Consider the following 18,210-nt stretch of genomic DNA (forward strand, 5'->3'; position numbering starts at 1 on the left):
TTATCTTTGAATAGTGAATTTAGAATACGACATTATAATTGCCGGTGGCGGACTTTCAGGTCTGACAGCGGCAATTTTGTTTTCTAAAGATTATAATGTTCTATGTATAGATCCTGATAGTTACCCTAGACATAAAATGTGTGGTGAATATTTGAGCAATGAGGTAATAGATTTTTTACGTACTCTAGATATAGACCTAGATCAAGAAACACCTGTTAACCTAGAACAATTAAATTTTACTACTAGAGATTCTAAACAAATTAAATGTCATCTACCACAAGGAGGTAAAGGAATTTCTAGATATCACTTGGATTATTTACTTTTTAAAAAGGCGAGTCTTAAAGCTACTTTTATTGAGGATAAAGTGCTGAGTAGTACTTTTAATGAAGAAACATTTATCATTACCACTTCTAGAGATCAATTTACTTGTAAACAGTTTATTATGGCTACAGGTAAACGCTCTATTCTAGATAAAAAGTTAGAACGTGATTTTATAAAACACAAATCACCATGGTTAGCTGTAAAAATGCACTATAAATATGATATGCCAGAAAATCTAGTAGAACTACATAATTTCAAAGGTGGTTATGCCGGGATTTCTAAGGTAGAAAATGGTCATGTGAATCTTTGTTACCTAGCTACTTACGAGTCTTTTAAAAAGTTTAAAAATGTAAGTGATTTTAATAAAGAAGTACTCTCGCAAAACAAACATTTAGCCTATTTTTTAGATAATGCAACTCCTGTATGGGAGCAACCCATAACCATATCTCAAATATCTTTTGAGAAGAAACTAACCGTAGAGAACCATATACTTATGTTAGGAGATACTGCTGGATTAATACATCCGCTTTGTGGTAATGGCATGGCTATGGCCATACATAGTGCGCAAATAGCTTTTAAAAGTCTAGAACCATTTCTTCTTAATCAAATATCGAGAGAACAATCGTTAACTGATTATTCACAAAAATGGAATAAAACATTCCGTAAAAGATTATGGATAGGGCGACTATTGCAAGGAATTCTTTTAAACAAGACATATACATCTATAGGGCTTTGGTTTATTAGTAAGCTCCCTTTTTTACTACCTATAATTATTAAAAAAACACATGGGAAACCTATCTAAGATAAAATATAGATCTAACCATCGCAATACAGATCCTGAATGGATGGACGATCCTAATCTAGATCAGGTCACATTGCAGCATGCCGTAGATGATATCAATACCGTAAATAGATTGCTCAACGGCTTTAATTTCACTTTGAGAGCTGTAAAAAAGGAAATAGTTAAATTTCCCGATAAGGAGATAACTATTGTAGACGCAGGTTGTGGGGATGGTGAGATGTTGCGCTATTTAGAAAAACACATAAATAGTGAAAATGTTAGTTTTTTAGGATTAGATTTTGCTGCTCGTTCTATTGAAAAAGCTAGATTAAAGAGTGAAGGTATATCTAGAATACGCTTTCGCGAAAGCGATATTCTTAAAATAAACCCAGACGATTTAAAGTGTGATATTTTAATAAGCTCCTTAACGATGCATCATTTTGATGATAATGAGATCGTGACATTCTTGACAAAATTCAAAGAAATTACAAGTAAATCAATTATAATTAATGATTTGCATAGACATAGACTTGCATTTCTATTTTTTAAATATTTAAGTCCTATTTTTATAAAGCATGAAATTTCAACACATGATGGTCTTATAAGTATCGCATCTGGTTTTAAAGCTAGAGATTTTAAAAAATATGCTAGAGCTATAGGCGTTAATAATGACCGATGGACATGGAAGTGGTCGTTCCGTTATATATGGATTATTCCAGTGTAGATGAATGTAAAAATAAAAAGTGTAGCAACGGTAACACCGCAGTATTATAAAGAAACTAAGGATATTTTACCATTTGTAGAAGAGTGGCTTTCTGGACAGGAAGATCGCTTAAGACGCAAAACTATCAAGATTTTTGAAGGTGCTGGTGTGGATAAACGATATTCCATCATGGATCCTATAGAGGTATTTACAAGAACATCTTTTGAAGATCGTAATGATATTTATAAAAGAGAAGTGGTACCACTGGCGCAAAAAGCGGTAGAAAAAGCACTAGAAAAAGCTTCTTGGAAAGCTCAAGAGCTGGATTATATCATAACTGTAAGTTGTACTGGGATTATGATACCTTCTATAGATGCTTACTTAATCAACTCAATGAGAATGCGACAAGATATTGTGCGTTTACCAGTAACAGAAATGGGATGTGTAGCAGGAATATCTGGTTTAATCTATGCAGAGAACTTTCTAAGAGCAAATCTTGGTAAAAAAGCTGCAGTGATAGCTGTTGAAGCACCTACAGCCACATTTCAACTAGGAGATTTTTCTATGGCAAACATGGTTAGCGCGGCTATTTTTGGTGATGGTTGTGCCTGTGTTTTACTTTCTTCTTGTAATGAGGATAATGGACCAGTCATTAAAGGACATGAAATGTATCATTTTCCAGATGCTACACATATGATGGGTTTTGACCTAGTGAATAGTGGATTACAAATGGTGCTCGATAAATCTGTACCAGATACTATTGCAAGCCATTTCCCAAAAATCATACATCCGTTTTTAGAGAAAAATGGATTAGAAATTAAGGATATAGATCATTTAATTTTTCATCCAGGTGGTAAAAAAATAGTGCAAACTGTGGAAGAGCTGTTCTCTGATTTAGGAAAAAATATCGACGACACAAAAGAAGTTTTACGTCTTTATGGAAATATGAGTAGTGCAACGGTACTGTTTGTTTTAGAACGCTTTATGAGTCGTGATGTAAAGAAAGACTCTAAGGGATTAATGTTAAGTTTCGGACCTGGTTTTACTGCACAAAGAATACTTCTAGAATGGTAAAAGACTTTGAGAATAAATACGGTATAATTCTAGGCGGCAGTAGTGGCCTAGGATATGCTAGTGCTTTAAAACTAGCACAACACGGTATGAATCTAATCATATTTTATCGAGCTTCAAGAATGCAGGCAGTAGCTATTAATGCTAAATTTGAAACATTAAAATCTTACGGTATCGATTTACTTACAGTAAATAGTGATGCCACAAGAGAAGATAAATTAGAAGAAAATACAGCAAAAATTATTGAGTTTCTCAAAGGACAAAAAATTAGTGTCTTGTTACATAGTATCTCTAAAGGCAATTTAAAACCTCTTACTGGTGAGCAAACGTTAACTACTAGCGATTTTCAACAGACTATTCACTCGATGGGAATAAGTCTCTACAGCTGGACCAAAGCCTTATTTGATGCTCAATTATTTGCACAACCTGCAAAGATTTTAAGTTTTACTAGTGAAGGTAGTACAAGACCTATGAAATCATATGCAGCGGTAAGTGCGGCAAAAGCAACATTAGAAGCAATTAATAGGAGTATAGCTATAGAATTTGCTCCATTTAAAATTTCTTCTAATTGTATACAAGCTGGTGTTACAGACACGTTGAGTTTAAGTTTGATACCTATGTATGAAGAGCTCAAAAAGGAAAGCTTAAAAAGGAATCCGCATCATGAGTTAACCACTCCGGAGCGTGTTGCAAATACCGTGTATTTAATGAGTAGGGAAGAGGCGAGCTGGATAACGGGCACAGTGATAAAGGTAGATGGTGGCGAGTCATTGCAATGAGTGTAAGGAGCTTAAACGATAAGAAAACTGATTATCAATAATTATTACACTCATATTAAATATTTAAAAAAAATGCTTCTCAATCCACTAGAAAAAATAGTAGCCAATTTACCTTATGGCGATGGATTCAAATTTGTAGATCAATTGCTAGAACTGGATGAAGATAGTGTGATTGGTATTTACCGTTTTCGCGAAAGCGAATATTTCTACAAACATCATTTTAAGGACCAACCTGTCACGCCAGGTGTGATTCTTATAGAATGTATGGCTCAAATAGGACTGGCCTGTTTAGGCAGTTATTTAATGAGAGAAAACGATAGTAAACCACAGTTTGTTTTTACAGAGAACCATATCAACTTCTTAAACACGGTTTTACCAAAAACTACGGTTATTGTAAGTGCAAAAAAAGAATACTTCCGCTTTGGAAAATTAAAAGTTGTCGTTCGAATGATGGATGAAAATGAAAACAAAATCGCCGAAGGCTGGATGAGCGGTATAATTTTGAAGGATTGATTTTTAAACTTTGTCATTCCATTCAATAACGAAATGACAAAGTATCTTACTTAAAAAGTTAGATAAACTATTAGCACTATTTAAAATCGTTATACCTTAATTTACTTATTCAAATTCCAGTTGTATTCCATGTAACGTACACGAGCGTTGTCATTAATTTGCACTTTACTGTATTTATTAAGAAAGTTTATAATATCACCTTCTTTTGTAAAGTCTTTTTTAAACCACTTGAAGATATTAGAAATCTCGACACGGTCTGCAGCTATAGAATTACGTTTGGTATCATTTACAAATTGAACAGCTAGTTGATCCAGTTGAGTATCTACTTTATCAGCAATAAAAGCCTCATTCAATAACGGAGGACAAGAGAATGATGCACAATTGATCCCAAAATGAATACGTGGGTCATCCATTTTTCTTAATATTTTATGCTCTATATCTTCTAAGTTGATCCATTTATCACCTATTTGCCAAAAACGTTGTTCCCATGGGTTTTTAATATCCTTGATACTTTCTTTAGGATAATTTCTTAAGATCAAATCTATAGTCATCACATTATAAGCGTTCATATAATAGGCTAGTAGGTCATTTTTACTCCATGAATCGTCTGGAGCATTATTTTTAATAAGGTTTATATAAGAGCTTAATTTTTTACGTTCTTTTTTTAAACCTGCATAATCTACATGTCCATCGTTAGTAACATATTTCTGTAGCAATTGATCAAAACTACTGTGATCTATTTTGCTACTAGTTTCTATAACTGGAACAGAAGCCTGAATAACTATTTCTTCCGTAGGTTTCTCTTCCATAGGTTTCTCTAGATTGTTTTCAGTTTCTTTAGGAACTTCTAGAGTATTGGATGGAGTTGCTTTAACCGCTTTCGTCATAACAGGTTGTGATACTATAACCTCTTTAGGATTAGGGTTTTCTTCAACTATATTTTTTTGCGAATTACACGATGCGATAAAAAAGACAACGGTAAGTAATGATATAATATTTTTCATATTTTAAATTTTAAAAGTATTGACCTATCCCAAAAACAAAGCCATTAGTAGCGTTATCACCTATACCAAAGCCGTAATCAAAACGTATAACTGCGTTAAAGATACGTTTATGGATAAAACGTATTCCTAAACCTGGGTTAATTTTCAGCGTACTACCATCGACCAGGCCATCTAGACCTCCATTAGGCTGTCTCCATGTACCAGCATCTATAAATGTATTACTTTGTAGTACAAACCAGTCTTTTTCATAAAGCGTGTGACGGTATTCTGTGTTTAGAGTTATTTCTGCCGTACCACGACCTGCGCTATTTCCAGCTCCTCTTATATTAATTTGGTTATCTAGTGCAAAAGGAGCAAACCTAGATTCATTAAATGAAGCATAAGCTAGTTTTAATCTATTTGCCCAATTTCCTTTCTTTCCTACTTTTTTAAAGTATTGAAAATCCGTTTGCGCTATAAGTTCATCCTCTAATAAACCTTCTCCACCAGTAATTAACTCTAGGCTTGTAAAGTTCCTATAACCAGATGTGTACTGATAATCTATATCTAGATGGTTGTTCTCGTATTCTCCTAAAACGCTCCATTTTTTCGCACTAAGTTCTTGCGGTACTTCGTTAGTTATAATACCATCTAGGTAAATATATTCTTGGTCGGAGTATCGCACGCCTAATTGAAAATTATTATGAAAATCCAATTCATAAAGTGCGTAAACTTCTGCACTTTGATTATCAAATCTGTAGTTTACTGTATTATCATTATCAAAAAATATAGGCTCTCTTAATACGTTATTTTGGTAGTTTACACCTATACCTAATTTATTGGTAAACAAGTAAGGAGCTTCCCAAAAGACACCATAAGAATCAAAAATGTTGCGCCCATAATAACCACCTATTAATTGATTTTCTCCAAATAAATTGAATTCAAAAAGTGATAATCTAAATGCAAAACTCTCGTCATTTGCTTGTGACGCGCGCACTCCAGGAATAATGGTAAAATTCTCTACTATTTCATAAGTAAGGATATATTTCTTAGAATCACTTTTATCTAGAGTGAATGTAGCCTTTGCCACACCAGGTAATCTATTCAGTCGTTCTACATCTGTAGCTACCTGAAAAGGATCATAAACATTACCTGCTTTTACTTTGACTAATCTTTTAAGGAAGGATTCTTTAGTTCTTTTTAAACCTGTAAACTCTATATTTTTAACAATTATATCTTGGGCATTTAGAATACCTGCAAATAAAATAAAAAGGAAAAATGTAATTTTTTTAAACATCGAAATACTTGTTGATTGATAAGACAAAATTACCTAGTTACGTGGATATAATGTTCAAAAGAATCATAATTATCATCACAGAAGTATAAAACTAACGGGATAAAATTGTGAACTATTGACCATTTACATTCCTATTGTTAAAATACTCATTCATCATTAATAGATTATGTAATTTAGTAAAACTATGAATACACACAATCAGAATAGAGTAGTTATTACAGGAATGGGAGTTGTAGCACCTAATGCTATTGGGGTTTCCGCTTTCGCGAAAGCGTTACAACAACAAACTTCTGGAATACGATTTGATCCACAACTAGCCGATTTAAACTTTGGGTGTCAAGTATCCGGAACACCTCAAATTACGGAAGGATTATTAGCTGAAAATTTCACAAACTTGCAATTAAGAGGTTTAAAAGCCACCGGATTAGTCTACGGTGTGATAGCTGGTAAAGAGGCTTTTAAAGATGCAGGTCTAGAAATAGCAAGTCCCAAAGAAGCGTTATCTGATATGGGAATCATATTTGGAACTGGGCAAAGCGGTGGAGAAAAATTTAGAGAAGCTATTCTATTAATAGATGAGAAAAAAGTACGTAGATTAGGTAGTACCAGCGTTATACAAACCATGACTAGCGGTATAAGTGCCTGGCTTGCTGGAGAACTAGGATGTGGTAATATGGTGACTAGTAATTCTAGCGCATGTTGTACCGGTACAGAAGCTTTTTTAATGGGATATGAGCGTATAGCAGCTGGTAAAGCGACACAAATGTTAGTCGGTTCTACTAGTGATTCTGGACCTTATATTTGGGGCGGATTTGATGCCATGCGTATTTTACCTACTAAATATAATCAGGACCCTGAAAATGCAAGTCGTCCATTATCTAACGATGCAGCTGGTTTTGTGCCAGGATCTGGAGCTGGTGCGTTTATCCTAGAGAGTCTTGACAGTGCTTTAAAACGTGGTGCAAAAATATATGGAGAAGTTCTAGGAGGAGCTTTAAATTCTGGTGGACATCGTGGAGATGGCTCTATGACAGCGCCTAATGGGCAAGCAGTACAAGAGTGTATAGAACTAGCTTTAAAAGATGCGCAGGTGAAACCAAAAGAAATAGATGCCATAAACGGACACCTTACAGCAACGTCAAAAGATGGTTTTGAGGTAAAAAACTGGTCTCAGGCTTTAAATAGAAGCAAAAACGACTTTCCTGTAATGAATACATTTAAATCCTATGTAGGTCACTGTCTTGCTGCCGCTGGTAGTATAGAACTGGTGGGTACTATATTACAATTAAAGAATAACGTAGTTTATGGAAATAGGAATATCACTTCTTTACATCCAGATATTACAGAAATGGTGAGTGCCAATTCATTTCCTATACAAGCCGTTAAGACTAATATCAATATTATAGCAAAGGCTAGTTTTGGTTTTGGTGATGTAAACGCTTGTGTTATTCTTAAAAAATATAGCGTTTAATTACATTATTCATATTATTAACTTCACTTCTCAGTTTCCTTATATATTCTCATTATATATAGTTAAACTGAACTGTATAGGCTTCTTTAATTCAACTTTAGATAGTATTTTTAGAAAAGAAATGAAAATATAAACATGCAAGAAAAAGAGATTGAACAAGAGCTTTTTAAAATAGTAAAAGTGTATTTACCACAAGATGTAGAAGCTGCTGCGATAGAACTAGACAGTCATTTAATGCAAGATTTAGGCATTAATAGTGCACATCTAGTAGATATCGCATTGGACGTAGAAGATGCTTTTGACATTATGCTAGATGAAAAAGATATGGAAGAAATGCAAACTGTAAAGGATGCCATTCACATAGTCAAAGTAAAAACAGCTTAATCAACATTTCTCATTAAAAATAAGACCTATGTCTAGATTACCTAAAATAGAAAGATTTAAGAACGAAGTAGAATCAAAATACCAGATTTTCAATGGTATTTTCATGACACTACCGTTTGACCAAATCTCTAATACCGGAGGTTTATTGCCTCTTTTTCATGAATTATGTGTAAAAGGATATGAAAAAGGAAAAAATCCAACAGAAATCGTACAATATTTCTTTGAGAAGTATTTGAGAGATAGTAGTGAAGAAGAGCGACAGTCTATGCTCTTTAAATTTATACAGTACATTGAGCGTCAGGTAGTACTATTTGATGCGATAGAAGATGCTGCTTTTGGTCAAGTAAATAACCTAGATGGCCGCGGTTCTTTACGTAGTGTAAAGGACGAGGCAGTCGCTTTAAATAAGACCGAAGAACTAGCTGCATATCTTAAAGAGTTTAAAGTCAGACCGGTGTTAACGGCACATCCCACTCAATTTTATCCAGGTTCTGTATTAGGTATTATTAATGATCTAGGCGTTGCTATTAAGGCAAATGAGATTCAAGAAGTGAAATTATTGCTTTCTCAATTAGGTAAAACACCATTCTTCAAAACTGAAAAACCGACACCATTTGATGAAGCAATAAGCTTAATATGGTATCTAGAAAATGTATTTTATCATGCTATGGGTAATATTTATGATTACCTAAAAACGCATATTGATAATCCGCAAGAGTTTAAAAATCAAATAGTTGAAATAGGTTTCTGGCCTGGAGGTGATAGGGATGGTAATCCATTTGTAACCACAGATATTACGCTAGATGTAGCAAAGAGGTTACGTGCAACTATCTTTAGAAACTATTACCGCGATGTAAGAAAACTGCGTAGAAGACTCACTTTTAAAGGGGTAGAAGAGCAACTTACTATAATAGAAGGGATGTGTTATCGTGCTATTTTTGACACAGAGATTTTAGATTTCACAGCTACAGATCTGCTTGATCAACTTAATGGTATCAGAAATACTGTTATAGAACGTCATAACTCACTGTTTTTAGATCAGATAGATAGTTTTATTCATAAAATAGAGCTTTTTGGTTTCCATTTTGCAACTTTAGATATAAGGCAAGATAGTAGTGCACATGACGCAGTTTTTGATGAGATTCTCGCTTTCGCGAAAGCGGAATTACCATCCAACTATAACGACCTATCTGAAGAAGAAAAGATCAACGTACTCGTACAGGTAGAAGGTTCTCTAGATCCTAACGAATTTAAGGACGAGTATACACAGCGAACGTTGAGCAGTATATATGCCATAAAACATATACAAGAGCGCAATGGTGAAAAAGGCTGTAATCGCTACATCATTTCTAATACGCAAATGGCATCTCATATTATGGAAGTTTATGCCATGTTACGACTCTGTAATATGAAAGAGCCTAATATAGATGTAGTACCGTTATTTGAAACCGTGCCCGATCTAGTAAATGCACCGCATGTCATGAAATCTCTTTATGAAAACGAGAAATACCGTTCTCATGTTAAAAGACGTGGTGATACACAACATATCATGCTAGGTTTCAGTGATGGGACTAAAGATGGTGGTTATTTAATGGCAAATTGGGCTATTTACAAAGCTAAAGAAGAGCTGACCAGAGTATCTAGAATGTATGGAGTATCGATAGTATTCTTTGATGGTAGAGGTGGACCACCAGCGCGTGGTGGCGGACAAACACATCAATTTTATGCCTCTATGGGAACAAAAATAGAAGCAAAACACATACAGTTAACCGTACAAGGGCAAACTATTAGTTCTAAGTTCGGTACTCTAGAAAGTTGTCAATACAATCTAGAACAAATGATAAGTAGTGGTGTGAGCAATGCAGTTTATGCGAGTGATGCAAATGACTTCTCTGCTACAGACCAGGCTACAATGGATCAACTGGCAGAAACTAGTTATAAAACCTATACAGATTTTAAAGCGCACCCTCAGTTTTTATCTTATCTAGAAAAAATGAGTACATTAAAGTACTACGCAAAAACCAATATAGGTAGTAGACCTAGTAAAAGAGCTGGTAGTGCAGAATTAAGATTTAAAGACTTAAGAGCTATACCTTTTGTAGGATCATGGAGCCAATTGAAACAAAACGTTCCTGGATTTTATGGAGTAGGTACAGCACTAGAAACTATGGAAAAAGCAGGTAATTGGGACGCTGCTCAATCTTTATATATCAACAATAAGTTTTTCCGTACACTACTGGATAATAGTATGATGAGTCTTACTAAATCATTCTTTGGTTTAACTTCTTATATGGAGCACGATCCTGTCTATGGAGAATTCTGGAAACTGATTTATGCAGAGTATGAACGTTCTAAAAAGTACATGCTTAAGATATCTGGAATGAATGCATTAATGGATAATGAAGTAGCAGGAAGAGCGAGTATACAAGCTAGAGAAAAAATAGTTTTACCGTTATTAACGATACAGCAATATGCACTTAAAATGGTCCAAGACATACAGAATAATGAAGAGTCTGGTAGTCTAGGGATCTATGAACAAATGGTGACTAGATCACTATACGGGAATATAAACGCCAGTCGTAATTCTGCTTAACTTAATTATAGTTAACTAAAAAAGGGTGATTTTTCTTACGTAAAGAAAAATTACCCTTTTTGAATTTATAGACATACTATAGCATCCTTGATTTCACTTCAAGGGTTTTCTTCATGCAGACAATAAGTTATGTTTTTCTACAAGTTCGTTCATGAGAGTTTCTACAGCAATAGTCACCGACTTCTTAAAGTTAAGCGATTCTATCTCACAAAAAACATTCTTCTCTTTTAAGGATACTTGAATCATAGCAACTTCTCTCGTTCTATTCTTGATATCAAACATTTTTTTATACGTGATATCTATCCTGCGTATTTTTGATTCTTCGTGTAGTATTTGTAATTTTTCGGTTGTAAATTTTTCTAACTTCTTGTTAGTAGGGACATGAACGTAGTTAAAATGAATCATCTTTTTCGGTTTTATAATACTTACGTAAGAATTACCAACACGGTTTTAAAAATAATAGATTAACGACGTGAAAATATCTGCATTACTACTTTTCTGTATTCAAGGATTCTTCTTGTTTTTCTTTTTCTTGAGTAGTGGTAGGATAGTAGATAGAGAATAAGGCACCTGCTAAAAGAGAGATGAATATCACGACTAGAGAGATCCATTCTGGCAAATGTATATAATGAACGAATATCATTTTAAGACCTACAAAGGCTAATATTGCTACTAGACTGTAATGTATATATTGGAATTTATCTAAGAGGTTAGATAAGAAGAAGTACATGCTACGCAATCCCATAATGGCAAGTATATTACTAGAAAATACTAAAAAAGGGTCGTTAGTAATAGCTAGAATAGCAGGAATAGAATCTAGTGCAAAAAGAATGTCGGTTACTTCTATAACCACAAGAGCAAGAAATAGTGGAGTCGCTATACGCTTACCCATTTTCTTAATAAAGAGCTGTTGTCCTTCTATACGATTTGTAACAGGTAAAAGTTTTTTAGCAAATTTATAGATCTTGGAAGTCTTAGGGTCGAATTCATCTTCTTTACTACTTAACATGGAATAAGCGGTATAAAGTAGAAATCCACCAAAGATATAGGTCATCCAGCTTATCTCATTAATTAACGCAATACCGAATAAGATCATCAACGCTCTAAATACTAATGCGCCTACTATTCCCCAAAAAAGAACACGATGCTGGTATTTAGTACTTATAGAAAAGGATTTAAAAATAACAGCGATGACAAAGATGTTATCTATACTTAGCGATAATTCTATAAGGTAGCCCGTCAGGTATTTTAGAGCAGCATCAGCACCGTTTAATTGATCTGGATTTGAAAGATAACCTGCATCATATATAAAATAAATCACTCCAGTAAAAGCTAATGCAATACCTACCCAAAGAGCTGTAAACTTTGAAGCCTCTTTAGTACTTATCACATGAGCATTTCTATTAAATACAAATAGATCTAAACTTAAAAAAATAGCAACTAAGACAATGAATGAAATCCAAACAATCATATGGTGGTTTTTGAGTAAACATAAAAAATCCAGCTATAAAAGCTGGATTTTAAAAAGTAATTATATCATAAATTTTACGGGATATTAATGGACGCAGTGTCTACATCAAAAAATTCTAAAATTTCATTGTATAATTTGATCTCTTTTGCTCTCTTGCCTTCTATTGCTATAGGAAAAATAAGCATTTCTGGATCATTTTGTAAAACTTTGATAGCCCCATCACAATCTACGTTGTTATCGGTACCATATTTATTTTCAAAGGTAGCGTGATCTGTATGTATTAAATCTCTAACTCTAAGATTCATTAAATCAGCAATCTCTGTCCACGTTGTACCTGCCACTTTATCCTTGACAACATCTATAGCCAGTAAATCTTTACCTGAAGAACTTGCGTAAGCAAAAATTTCCTTGTGATTTTTCTGATTAGAATTATAAAATAATACTATTTGTTTAGGGTTTGTGGCTAGTGAAATCATATTAGGGATGTGTAATTATGGTTGCTTTTCTCTTTTCACATTGTGTTTTAAGTTGATTTACAACTTTGTTAACTGATTCATGAAACGTAGCATGACTTTCTTCGGCAAATAATCTTGGACCAGGTGCACTAAGTCTAATCTCAGTGATCATTCCTGTTTCATCACTAGAGGTATTCTCTGTTTTATAAAAAACATCTGCTCGAGTAATCCAGTTGTATCGATCAAAAATAGTTTGTAATTTTTCTTTTGTATATTCTTCAAGTTCTGTACTTCCTGAAACGTGTTGGTAATTAAATTGAATAGTCATAATGTTGATTTTTATTTAAAGTTACTTCTCAAATCTGTTCTAGTAGGTGGCTTTAATTAAATCTTAGTACAGCTTTAATAAAGTATTAAGCTTTGATAGATCAACTGTTAATGTATAATTAATATTAAATAATCTATTATATTAACTTAATAACTTTAACTATTCTTAATAATACGCTTTTATTCTCGCTTTCGCGAAAGCGCAATAAAAAGGAACTTTAACTCTATAAAATGAAAAATTATAAATATTTAATGCTCTTTAGTATTTTAGTATTGGTGCTTACCTCCTGCAAATCTAGTTTTACTGAAGCAGATCGTAATAAACTCAAAGGTTTACAAGAAGAGATATTAGAGGATACATTTATTTTTAAAGCAGATGCTGCATTACCTTTTAATTCTCAAGCTGTAAATAATGCGATCAATGATATTCTTATACGTAACGGAAATAGTGCTAGCCGTATTAATTTAAGTGGTGATAATTACACACTTAAAATAGGAGAGGAGATGGCGGTCTTTAACTTACCTTTTTACGGCGAGCGCAGGACAGGTGGTGGTTATAATGATGACAATTCATTTGACTTTACTGGCGAAATAAAAAACTTGAGTAATTCTATAGTATCAGACTCGAATTATATTTCTTATCAATTTGATGTAAGAAACGATACAGAAAGTCTTAATATAGAGCTTAAAATATTCTCTAGGGAGACAGCTCATTTAATTATTAATAGCTCGCACCGTTCTTATATGAAGTATGATGGTCATTTAACTGTAGAGTCTAAGCAGTAATTTAATTATTATTCATTTATAGTGAAGATTACACTACCACAAGATAACATATCCTCACTATGATAAGGATTTTGAACTACCGATTCTGTACTTAACCATATCGCGCCTTTATCTCCATTAACCATAGGACATTTTTGAATGTACAGAGGTTGTTTAAGATCTTCTAGTTTCATGATATATGTGATAAGATTCTGATTAAGAATAATATAATATTCCCTTTGTCTATCTATGTCTTTACTACTTTTGATTAATGACAAGGTTGCAATAGCCTCTTTTACAGAGGTAGATTCTTCACTTATTAAATCACTTGACTTAATGGATTTGAGATTCTTTTGAATCTCACTAGCATATTTTGTAATATTCTTAGAATCTACCTTGATAAAAGCTTCTTTCATTTCTAGATATTGTGGTAATACAGTTCTCAATCTTCTCGATAACTCCATAGACATTCCTAAATCATTATTTGTAATAGAAAGGTCTTCTCCTTTATTCATCATGGAGTTCTTGCCTTGTAATTGTGCAGCTGCATCTACTGTAAATGTTCCATTAGTGACTATGGCATCACCATTTTCCAGACCATCAACCACCTGATAATTATCTCCAGATCTATTACCTAAAGTAATTTCTCTCATTTCAAATATAGGTTCGTTGGGACTCGTTTTTACATAAACTATCGATCGCCTTCCAGTCCATAAAACAGCACTAGCAGGTATCATTACAGAATTAGAAACTGTAGAAGTAGGAGAGGTTTTAACCTTACCAGTTACAAACATGCCTGGTTTAAAAAAGCCTTCTTTATTTTCTATAGTAGCTCTTATAGTAACAGTTCTGGTGCTTGTGTTTAAAATAGGATCTATAAAAGAAACTATCGCATCATAATTCTTATTAGGATTTGCATTTGTAGTAACAGCTATTTTTTGCCCTATTTTAAATTGCATTATTTGATTTTCATACGCATCAAACTCTGCCCAGACACTATTTAAATTACTTACTTTTAGGATAGGTTGTCCTTGTTTAACATAATCACCTTCATTTGCCATAACCTGAGCAACTGTACCTGATACGGTTGCATAAACAGGAAAGTTTTCTCTGACCTTTCCAGAAGATTCAATAGCAGTAATTTGCTTTTCAGATAACTTCCAGTTTTTTAACTTATTTCTTACTGCATTATAAAGTGCTGGCTGACTTTCTTTTAACGAAGCAGTTGTAATTAATTCTTGTTGTGCCGCAACTAGGTTAGGAGCATAAATAGTAGCTAGTAGTTGTCCGCGGTTTACTTGCTTTCCTTCATAACTTACATTTAAACGTTCTATACGTCCATCAAAATAACTGGCTTGTACAGAATTATTCTCTTCGTTAGTTGCAATTTTACCAGATAAGGAAATTGAATTTAAATCCATATTACCAGAGCTGTTGCCTATTATTGTAGTTTGAATATTAGCAAGTGCCATTGCATTCTCTGTCATTTTAATCTCATTCATAGCTAGACCATCTTGGATAGAATTAGCTGGTATAAGATCCATACCGCAAATAGGACAATCTCCAGCTTCTGATAGCATAATTTGAGGATGCATAGAACAGGTCCACATTTCTGAACCATCATTTTCATGGTCGTGTTGGTCTACTTTAGAAGTGTTCCCAACCCTGTTTTCGGACGCTACACTATCATTACCAAAAATGACCCAACCGGCAAATAACCCTAGTAATACCGCTATAATTATATATAATATATTCTTATTCATAATTCTTAATTTATAGTCTTAGAGCGCAATCTAAGAGCATTTGCTATTACAGACACAGAACTAAAACTCATCGCTAGCGCAGCAATCATAGGTGATAATAGTAAGCCGAAAAAAGGAAATAATACCCCAGCAGCAATAGGAATACCTAATGTGTTATATAACAATGCAAAGAAGAGATTTTGTTTTATGTTGCGCATTACTGCTGCACTTAGATTTTTAGCTTTTACAATACCGTGAAGATCTCCTTTCACTAGTGTAATCATGGCGCTTTCTATTGCCACGTCAGTACCTGTTCCCATAGCAATACCTACATTACTTTTTGCTAGTGCCGGCGCATCATTAATACCATCACCTGCCATGGCAACTATATGTCCTTGTTGCTGTAGTTTTTCAACCTCTTTTAATTTGTCTTCTGGTAGCATACCTGTTTTAAACTGTGCTAGATGTAATTCTGTTGCAACAGCTTGTGCAGTATCTCGATTATCACCAGTTAACATAATAACGTCTATTCCTTTCTCTTGAAGTTCTTTTATGGCTTTAGCACTCGATTCTTTGATCTTGTCAGCTATAACTACATAGCCTTGTACTTCTTTATCTACAGCCAGGTAGGAAACGGTTTTACCTTGTTTTTGGATTTGTTGCACTTCATTTTTCATTTCTAAAGAAACAGGAACTTGTGCATAATCCATCATTTTGAGGTTACCTAGAACGACTTGTTTTCCATCGACTATTCCTTCCACACCTTTTCCGGTAACTGCACTGAAATCTTTAGTCTGGAGTAGATCTATTTGTTGTTGTTTAGCATATTTTACTGTCGCCTCAGCTAGTGGGTGTTCACTAGAGCTATTTATAGAGGCGATGATTTTTGTAATTTCGCTTTCGCGAAAGCGAGATCCAAAAACACCTATTTTCTCTACCGTAGGTTTACCTTCAGTAATAGTACCTGTTTTATCGACGATTAAGATATCTACCTTATCCATGATCTCAAGAGCTTCGGCATTTTTAATAAGCACTCCGTTTTGCGCTCCTTTACCTACGCCTACCATTACAGACATAGGTGTTGCTAGACCTAATGCACAAGGGCAGGCGATTATTAAAACGGCGATGGCATTTACTAATGCAAATACATAAGCTGGCTCTGGACCCCAAATGCTCCATACCACAAAGGTGATTATGGATACTACGACAACTATAGGTACAAAATAACTAGAAATGGTATCTGCTAGTTTTTGAATAGAAGCACGGCTGCGACTCGCATCGTTAACCATGTGTACTATTTGAGATAGAAGAGTGTCTTTTCCTACTTTCTCGGCTTTTAATAAAAACGACTGATTTCCATTAATCGTACCGCTATTTACTTGATCACCTGCTGTTTTACTCACAGGAATAGGTTCCCCAGATATCATCGATTCATCTATAGTGGTGCTACCTTCTATAATACTACCGTCCACAGGTATTTTATCGCCTGGTTTAACTCTTAAAATGTCACCTTTTTGAATCTTATCTATAGCCACCTTTTCTTCATTACCATCTACTACTCGTACAGCTTTATTAGGTGCGAGCTTCAGCAATTCTTTTACGGCAGTATTAGTTTTACCATGTGCACGAGCTTCTAGCAGTTGTCCCATTAAAACTAATGTTAGAATAACCGTTGCAGCTTCAAAATAAACATGCACCGCGCCTGAATCTGTCTTAAATTGAGCAGGAAAAAAATCAGGAATCAACATACCAAAAACACTAAACAACCACGCTATACCGGCACCTATGCCTACTAGGGTAAACATATTGAGATTCCAAGTGATGATACTGCGGTAAGCGCGCTCAAAGAACATCCACGCGGCATAAAAAACCACTGGAATAGATAAAACCAGTTGTACCCAATTCCAGGATTTTTGCTCCATTACATCGTACAATGGATTGTTGGGTATCATCTCACTCATCGCTATTATAAAAATAGGTAAGGTGAATCCTAACGCTAACCAGAATTTACGAGATAGTTTTTTATAGGTTTTCTCTTCTGCAGTTAAGTCTGGTTTCATTGGAACGAGATCCATACCACAAATAGGACAGTCGCCAGCCTCATTCTCCACAATTTCTGGATGCATAGAGCAGGTCCATTGCTCACTAGTTGTAGCGTTTAGATTTTGCTCTTCTACTAGATCCATACCACATACTGGACAGTCGTCTAGTTGCTCATAGGTTTTATCACCTTCACAATGCATAGGGCAGTAAAAAACACCTGTTCCATGACTATTGATTGATTTCTTGTCTTTGGTTGTATTTTCTATAGGTTGCTCACCTAATAAATGAATAGAGTAGTGGCCGCCTTCATTTTGCATTGCAGCTTGCAACTTTTCTATAGAAATTTCTTGGTCATATTCTAGCATTGCTTCAGCATTTTCTAAGTTTACAGAAGCCGTATTAACTCCTTCTATCTTTGAAAGTGTTTGTTCTACGTGACTGCGACAACCGTTACAGGTCATGCCGTTTATATGATAGGATTTTTTCATGAATTCAATTTTATAAATGAATT

General features: G+C 34.3%; 17 protein-coding genes. 9 read left to right on the forward strand and 8 right to left on the reverse strand.

Going from position 1 to position 18,210, the window contains the following annotated elements:
- Positions 1-13: 13 nt before the first annotated feature.
- The 5 genes from ABJF08_RS07965 (at position 14) to ABJF08_RS07985 (ending at position 4,168) form a co-directional block, all read left to right on the forward strand.
- Positions 14-1,123 (forward strand): NAD(P)/FAD-dependent oxidoreductase, encoded by a 1,110-nt coding sequence (locus ABJF08_RS07965; protein WP_348115591.1) that lies wholly within the window; start codon positions 14-16, stop codon positions 1,121-1,123.
- Positions 1,107-1,826, forward strand: a complete 720-nt coding sequence (locus ABJF08_RS07970; protein ID WP_348115593.1) for a methyltransferase domain-containing protein — start codon at positions 1,107-1,109, stop codon at positions 1,824-1,826. The genes ABJF08_RS07965 and ABJF08_RS07970 overlap by 17 nt, the downstream gene beginning before the upstream one ends.
- Positions 1,827-2,879, forward strand: a complete 1,053-nt coding sequence (locus ABJF08_RS07975) for a 3-oxoacyl-[acyl-carrier-protein] synthase III C-terminal domain-containing protein (protein ID WP_348115595.1) — start codon at positions 1,827-1,829, stop codon at positions 2,877-2,879.
- The gene (locus ABJF08_RS07980) at positions 2,873-3,655 is read left to right on the forward strand and encodes an SDR family oxidoreductase (RefSeq protein ID WP_348115597.1); all 783 of its coding nucleotides are present in this window, start codon (positions 2,873-2,875) and stop codon (positions 3,653-3,655) included. The genes ABJF08_RS07975 and ABJF08_RS07980 overlap by 7 nt, the downstream gene beginning before the upstream one ends.
- A 72-nt stretch (positions 3,656-3,727) precedes the next feature.
- On the forward strand, positions 3,728-4,168 hold the full coding sequence (locus ABJF08_RS07985; RefSeq protein ID WP_348115599.1) for an acyl carrier protein: 441 nt from the start codon (positions 3,728-3,730) through the stop codon (positions 4,166-4,168).
- Positions 4,169-4,269: 101 nt separating this feature from the next.
- On the opposite strand, the gene ABJF08_RS07990 is transcribed toward ABJF08_RS07985, so the two are convergent.
- A complete protein-coding gene (locus ABJF08_RS07990; RefSeq protein WP_348115601.1) occupies positions 4,270-5,172 on the reverse strand; it encodes a DUF547 domain-containing protein in 903 nt (300 codons plus the stop codon).
- Positions 5,173-5,182: 10 nt separating this feature from the next.
- Positions 5,183-6,448 (reverse strand): POTRA domain-containing protein, encoded by a 1,266-nt coding sequence (locus tag ABJF08_RS07995; RefSeq protein ID WP_348115602.1) that lies wholly within the window; start codon positions 6,446-6,448, stop codon positions 5,183-5,185.
- A 184-nt stretch (positions 6,449-6,632) separates the two neighbouring features.
- Between ABJF08_RS07995 and ABJF08_RS08000 the strand changes: the two genes are divergently transcribed.
- The 3 genes from ABJF08_RS08000 to ABJF08_RS08010 all read left to right on the forward strand — a co-directional run bounded on the left by ABJF08_RS08000 (position 6,633) and on the right by ABJF08_RS08010 (position 10,896).
- On the forward strand, positions 6,633-7,919 hold the full coding sequence (locus ABJF08_RS08000) for a beta-ketoacyl-[acyl-carrier-protein] synthase family protein (RefSeq protein ID WP_348115603.1): 1,287 nt from the start codon (positions 6,633-6,635) through the stop codon (positions 7,917-7,919).
- Positions 7,920-8,054: 135 nt separating this feature from the next.
- The gene (locus ABJF08_RS08005; protein WP_348115604.1) at positions 8,055-8,303 is read left to right on the forward strand and encodes a phosphopantetheine-binding protein; all 249 of its coding nucleotides are present in this window, start codon (positions 8,055-8,057) and stop codon (positions 8,301-8,303) included.
- 28 nt (positions 8,304-8,331) lie between these two features.
- Positions 8,332-10,896, forward strand: a complete 2,565-nt coding sequence (locus tag ABJF08_RS08010; protein WP_348115605.1) for a phosphoenolpyruvate carboxylase — start codon at positions 8,332-8,334, stop codon at positions 10,894-10,896.
- 111 nt (positions 10,897-11,007) lie between these two features.
- On the opposite strand, the gene ABJF08_RS08015 is transcribed toward ABJF08_RS08010, so the two are convergent.
- The 4 genes from ABJF08_RS08015 to ABJF08_RS08030 form a co-directional block, all read right to left on the reverse strand.
- Positions 11,008-11,301: a hypothetical protein gene (locus ABJF08_RS08015; RefSeq protein WP_348115606.1), complete on the reverse strand. Its 294-nt coding sequence runs from the start codon at positions 11,299-11,301 to the stop codon at positions 11,008-11,010.
- An 85-nt stretch (positions 11,302-11,386) separates the two neighbouring features.
- Complete coding sequence (locus ABJF08_RS08020) at positions 11,387-12,367, reverse strand: TerC family protein (protein ID WP_348115607.1); 981 nt, start codon at positions 12,365-12,367, stop codon at positions 11,387-11,389.
- Between the two features lie 74 nt (positions 12,368-12,441).
- Positions 12,442-12,843: a hypothetical protein gene (locus ABJF08_RS08025; protein WP_348115608.1), complete on the reverse strand. Its 402-nt coding sequence runs from the start codon at positions 12,841-12,843 to the stop codon at positions 12,442-12,444.
- A 1-nt stretch (position 12,844) separates the two neighbouring features.
- The gene (locus ABJF08_RS08030; protein WP_348115609.1) at positions 12,845-13,150 is read right to left on the reverse strand and encodes an HPF/RaiA family ribosome-associated protein; all 306 of its coding nucleotides are present in this window, start codon (positions 13,148-13,150) and stop codon (positions 12,845-12,847) included.
- Between the two features lie 230 nt (positions 13,151-13,380).
- On the opposite strand from ABJF08_RS08030, the gene ABJF08_RS08035 reads away from it, so the two are divergent.
- A complete protein-coding gene (locus ABJF08_RS08035; protein ID WP_348115610.1) occupies positions 13,381-13,935 on the forward strand; it encodes a DUF4251 domain-containing protein in 555 nt (184 codons plus the stop codon).
- Positions 13,936-13,943: 8 nt separating this feature from the next.
- Here ABJF08_RS08035 and ABJF08_RS08040 read toward each other — a convergent pair whose 3' ends face one another.
- Both ABJF08_RS08040 and ABJF08_RS08045 read right to left on the reverse strand, forming a co-directional pair.
- Complete coding sequence (locus ABJF08_RS08040; protein ID WP_348115611.1) at positions 13,944-15,677, reverse strand: efflux RND transporter periplasmic adaptor subunit; 1,734 nt, start codon at positions 15,675-15,677, stop codon at positions 13,944-13,946.
- Positions 15,678-15,682: 5 nt separating this feature from the next.
- Positions 15,683-18,187, reverse strand: coding sequence for a heavy metal translocating P-type ATPase (locus tag ABJF08_RS08045; protein WP_348115612.1), 2,505 nt, complete (start codon positions 18,185-18,187; stop codon positions 15,683-15,685).
- Between the last annotated feature and the right edge of the window lie 23 nt (positions 18,188-18,210).

The sequence above is a fragment of the Nonlabens sp. genome (assembly GCF_039941875.1).
In the GTDB taxonomy this organism is placed as follows: domain Bacteria; phylum Bacteroidota; class Bacteroidia; order Flavobacteriales; family Flavobacteriaceae; genus Nonlabens.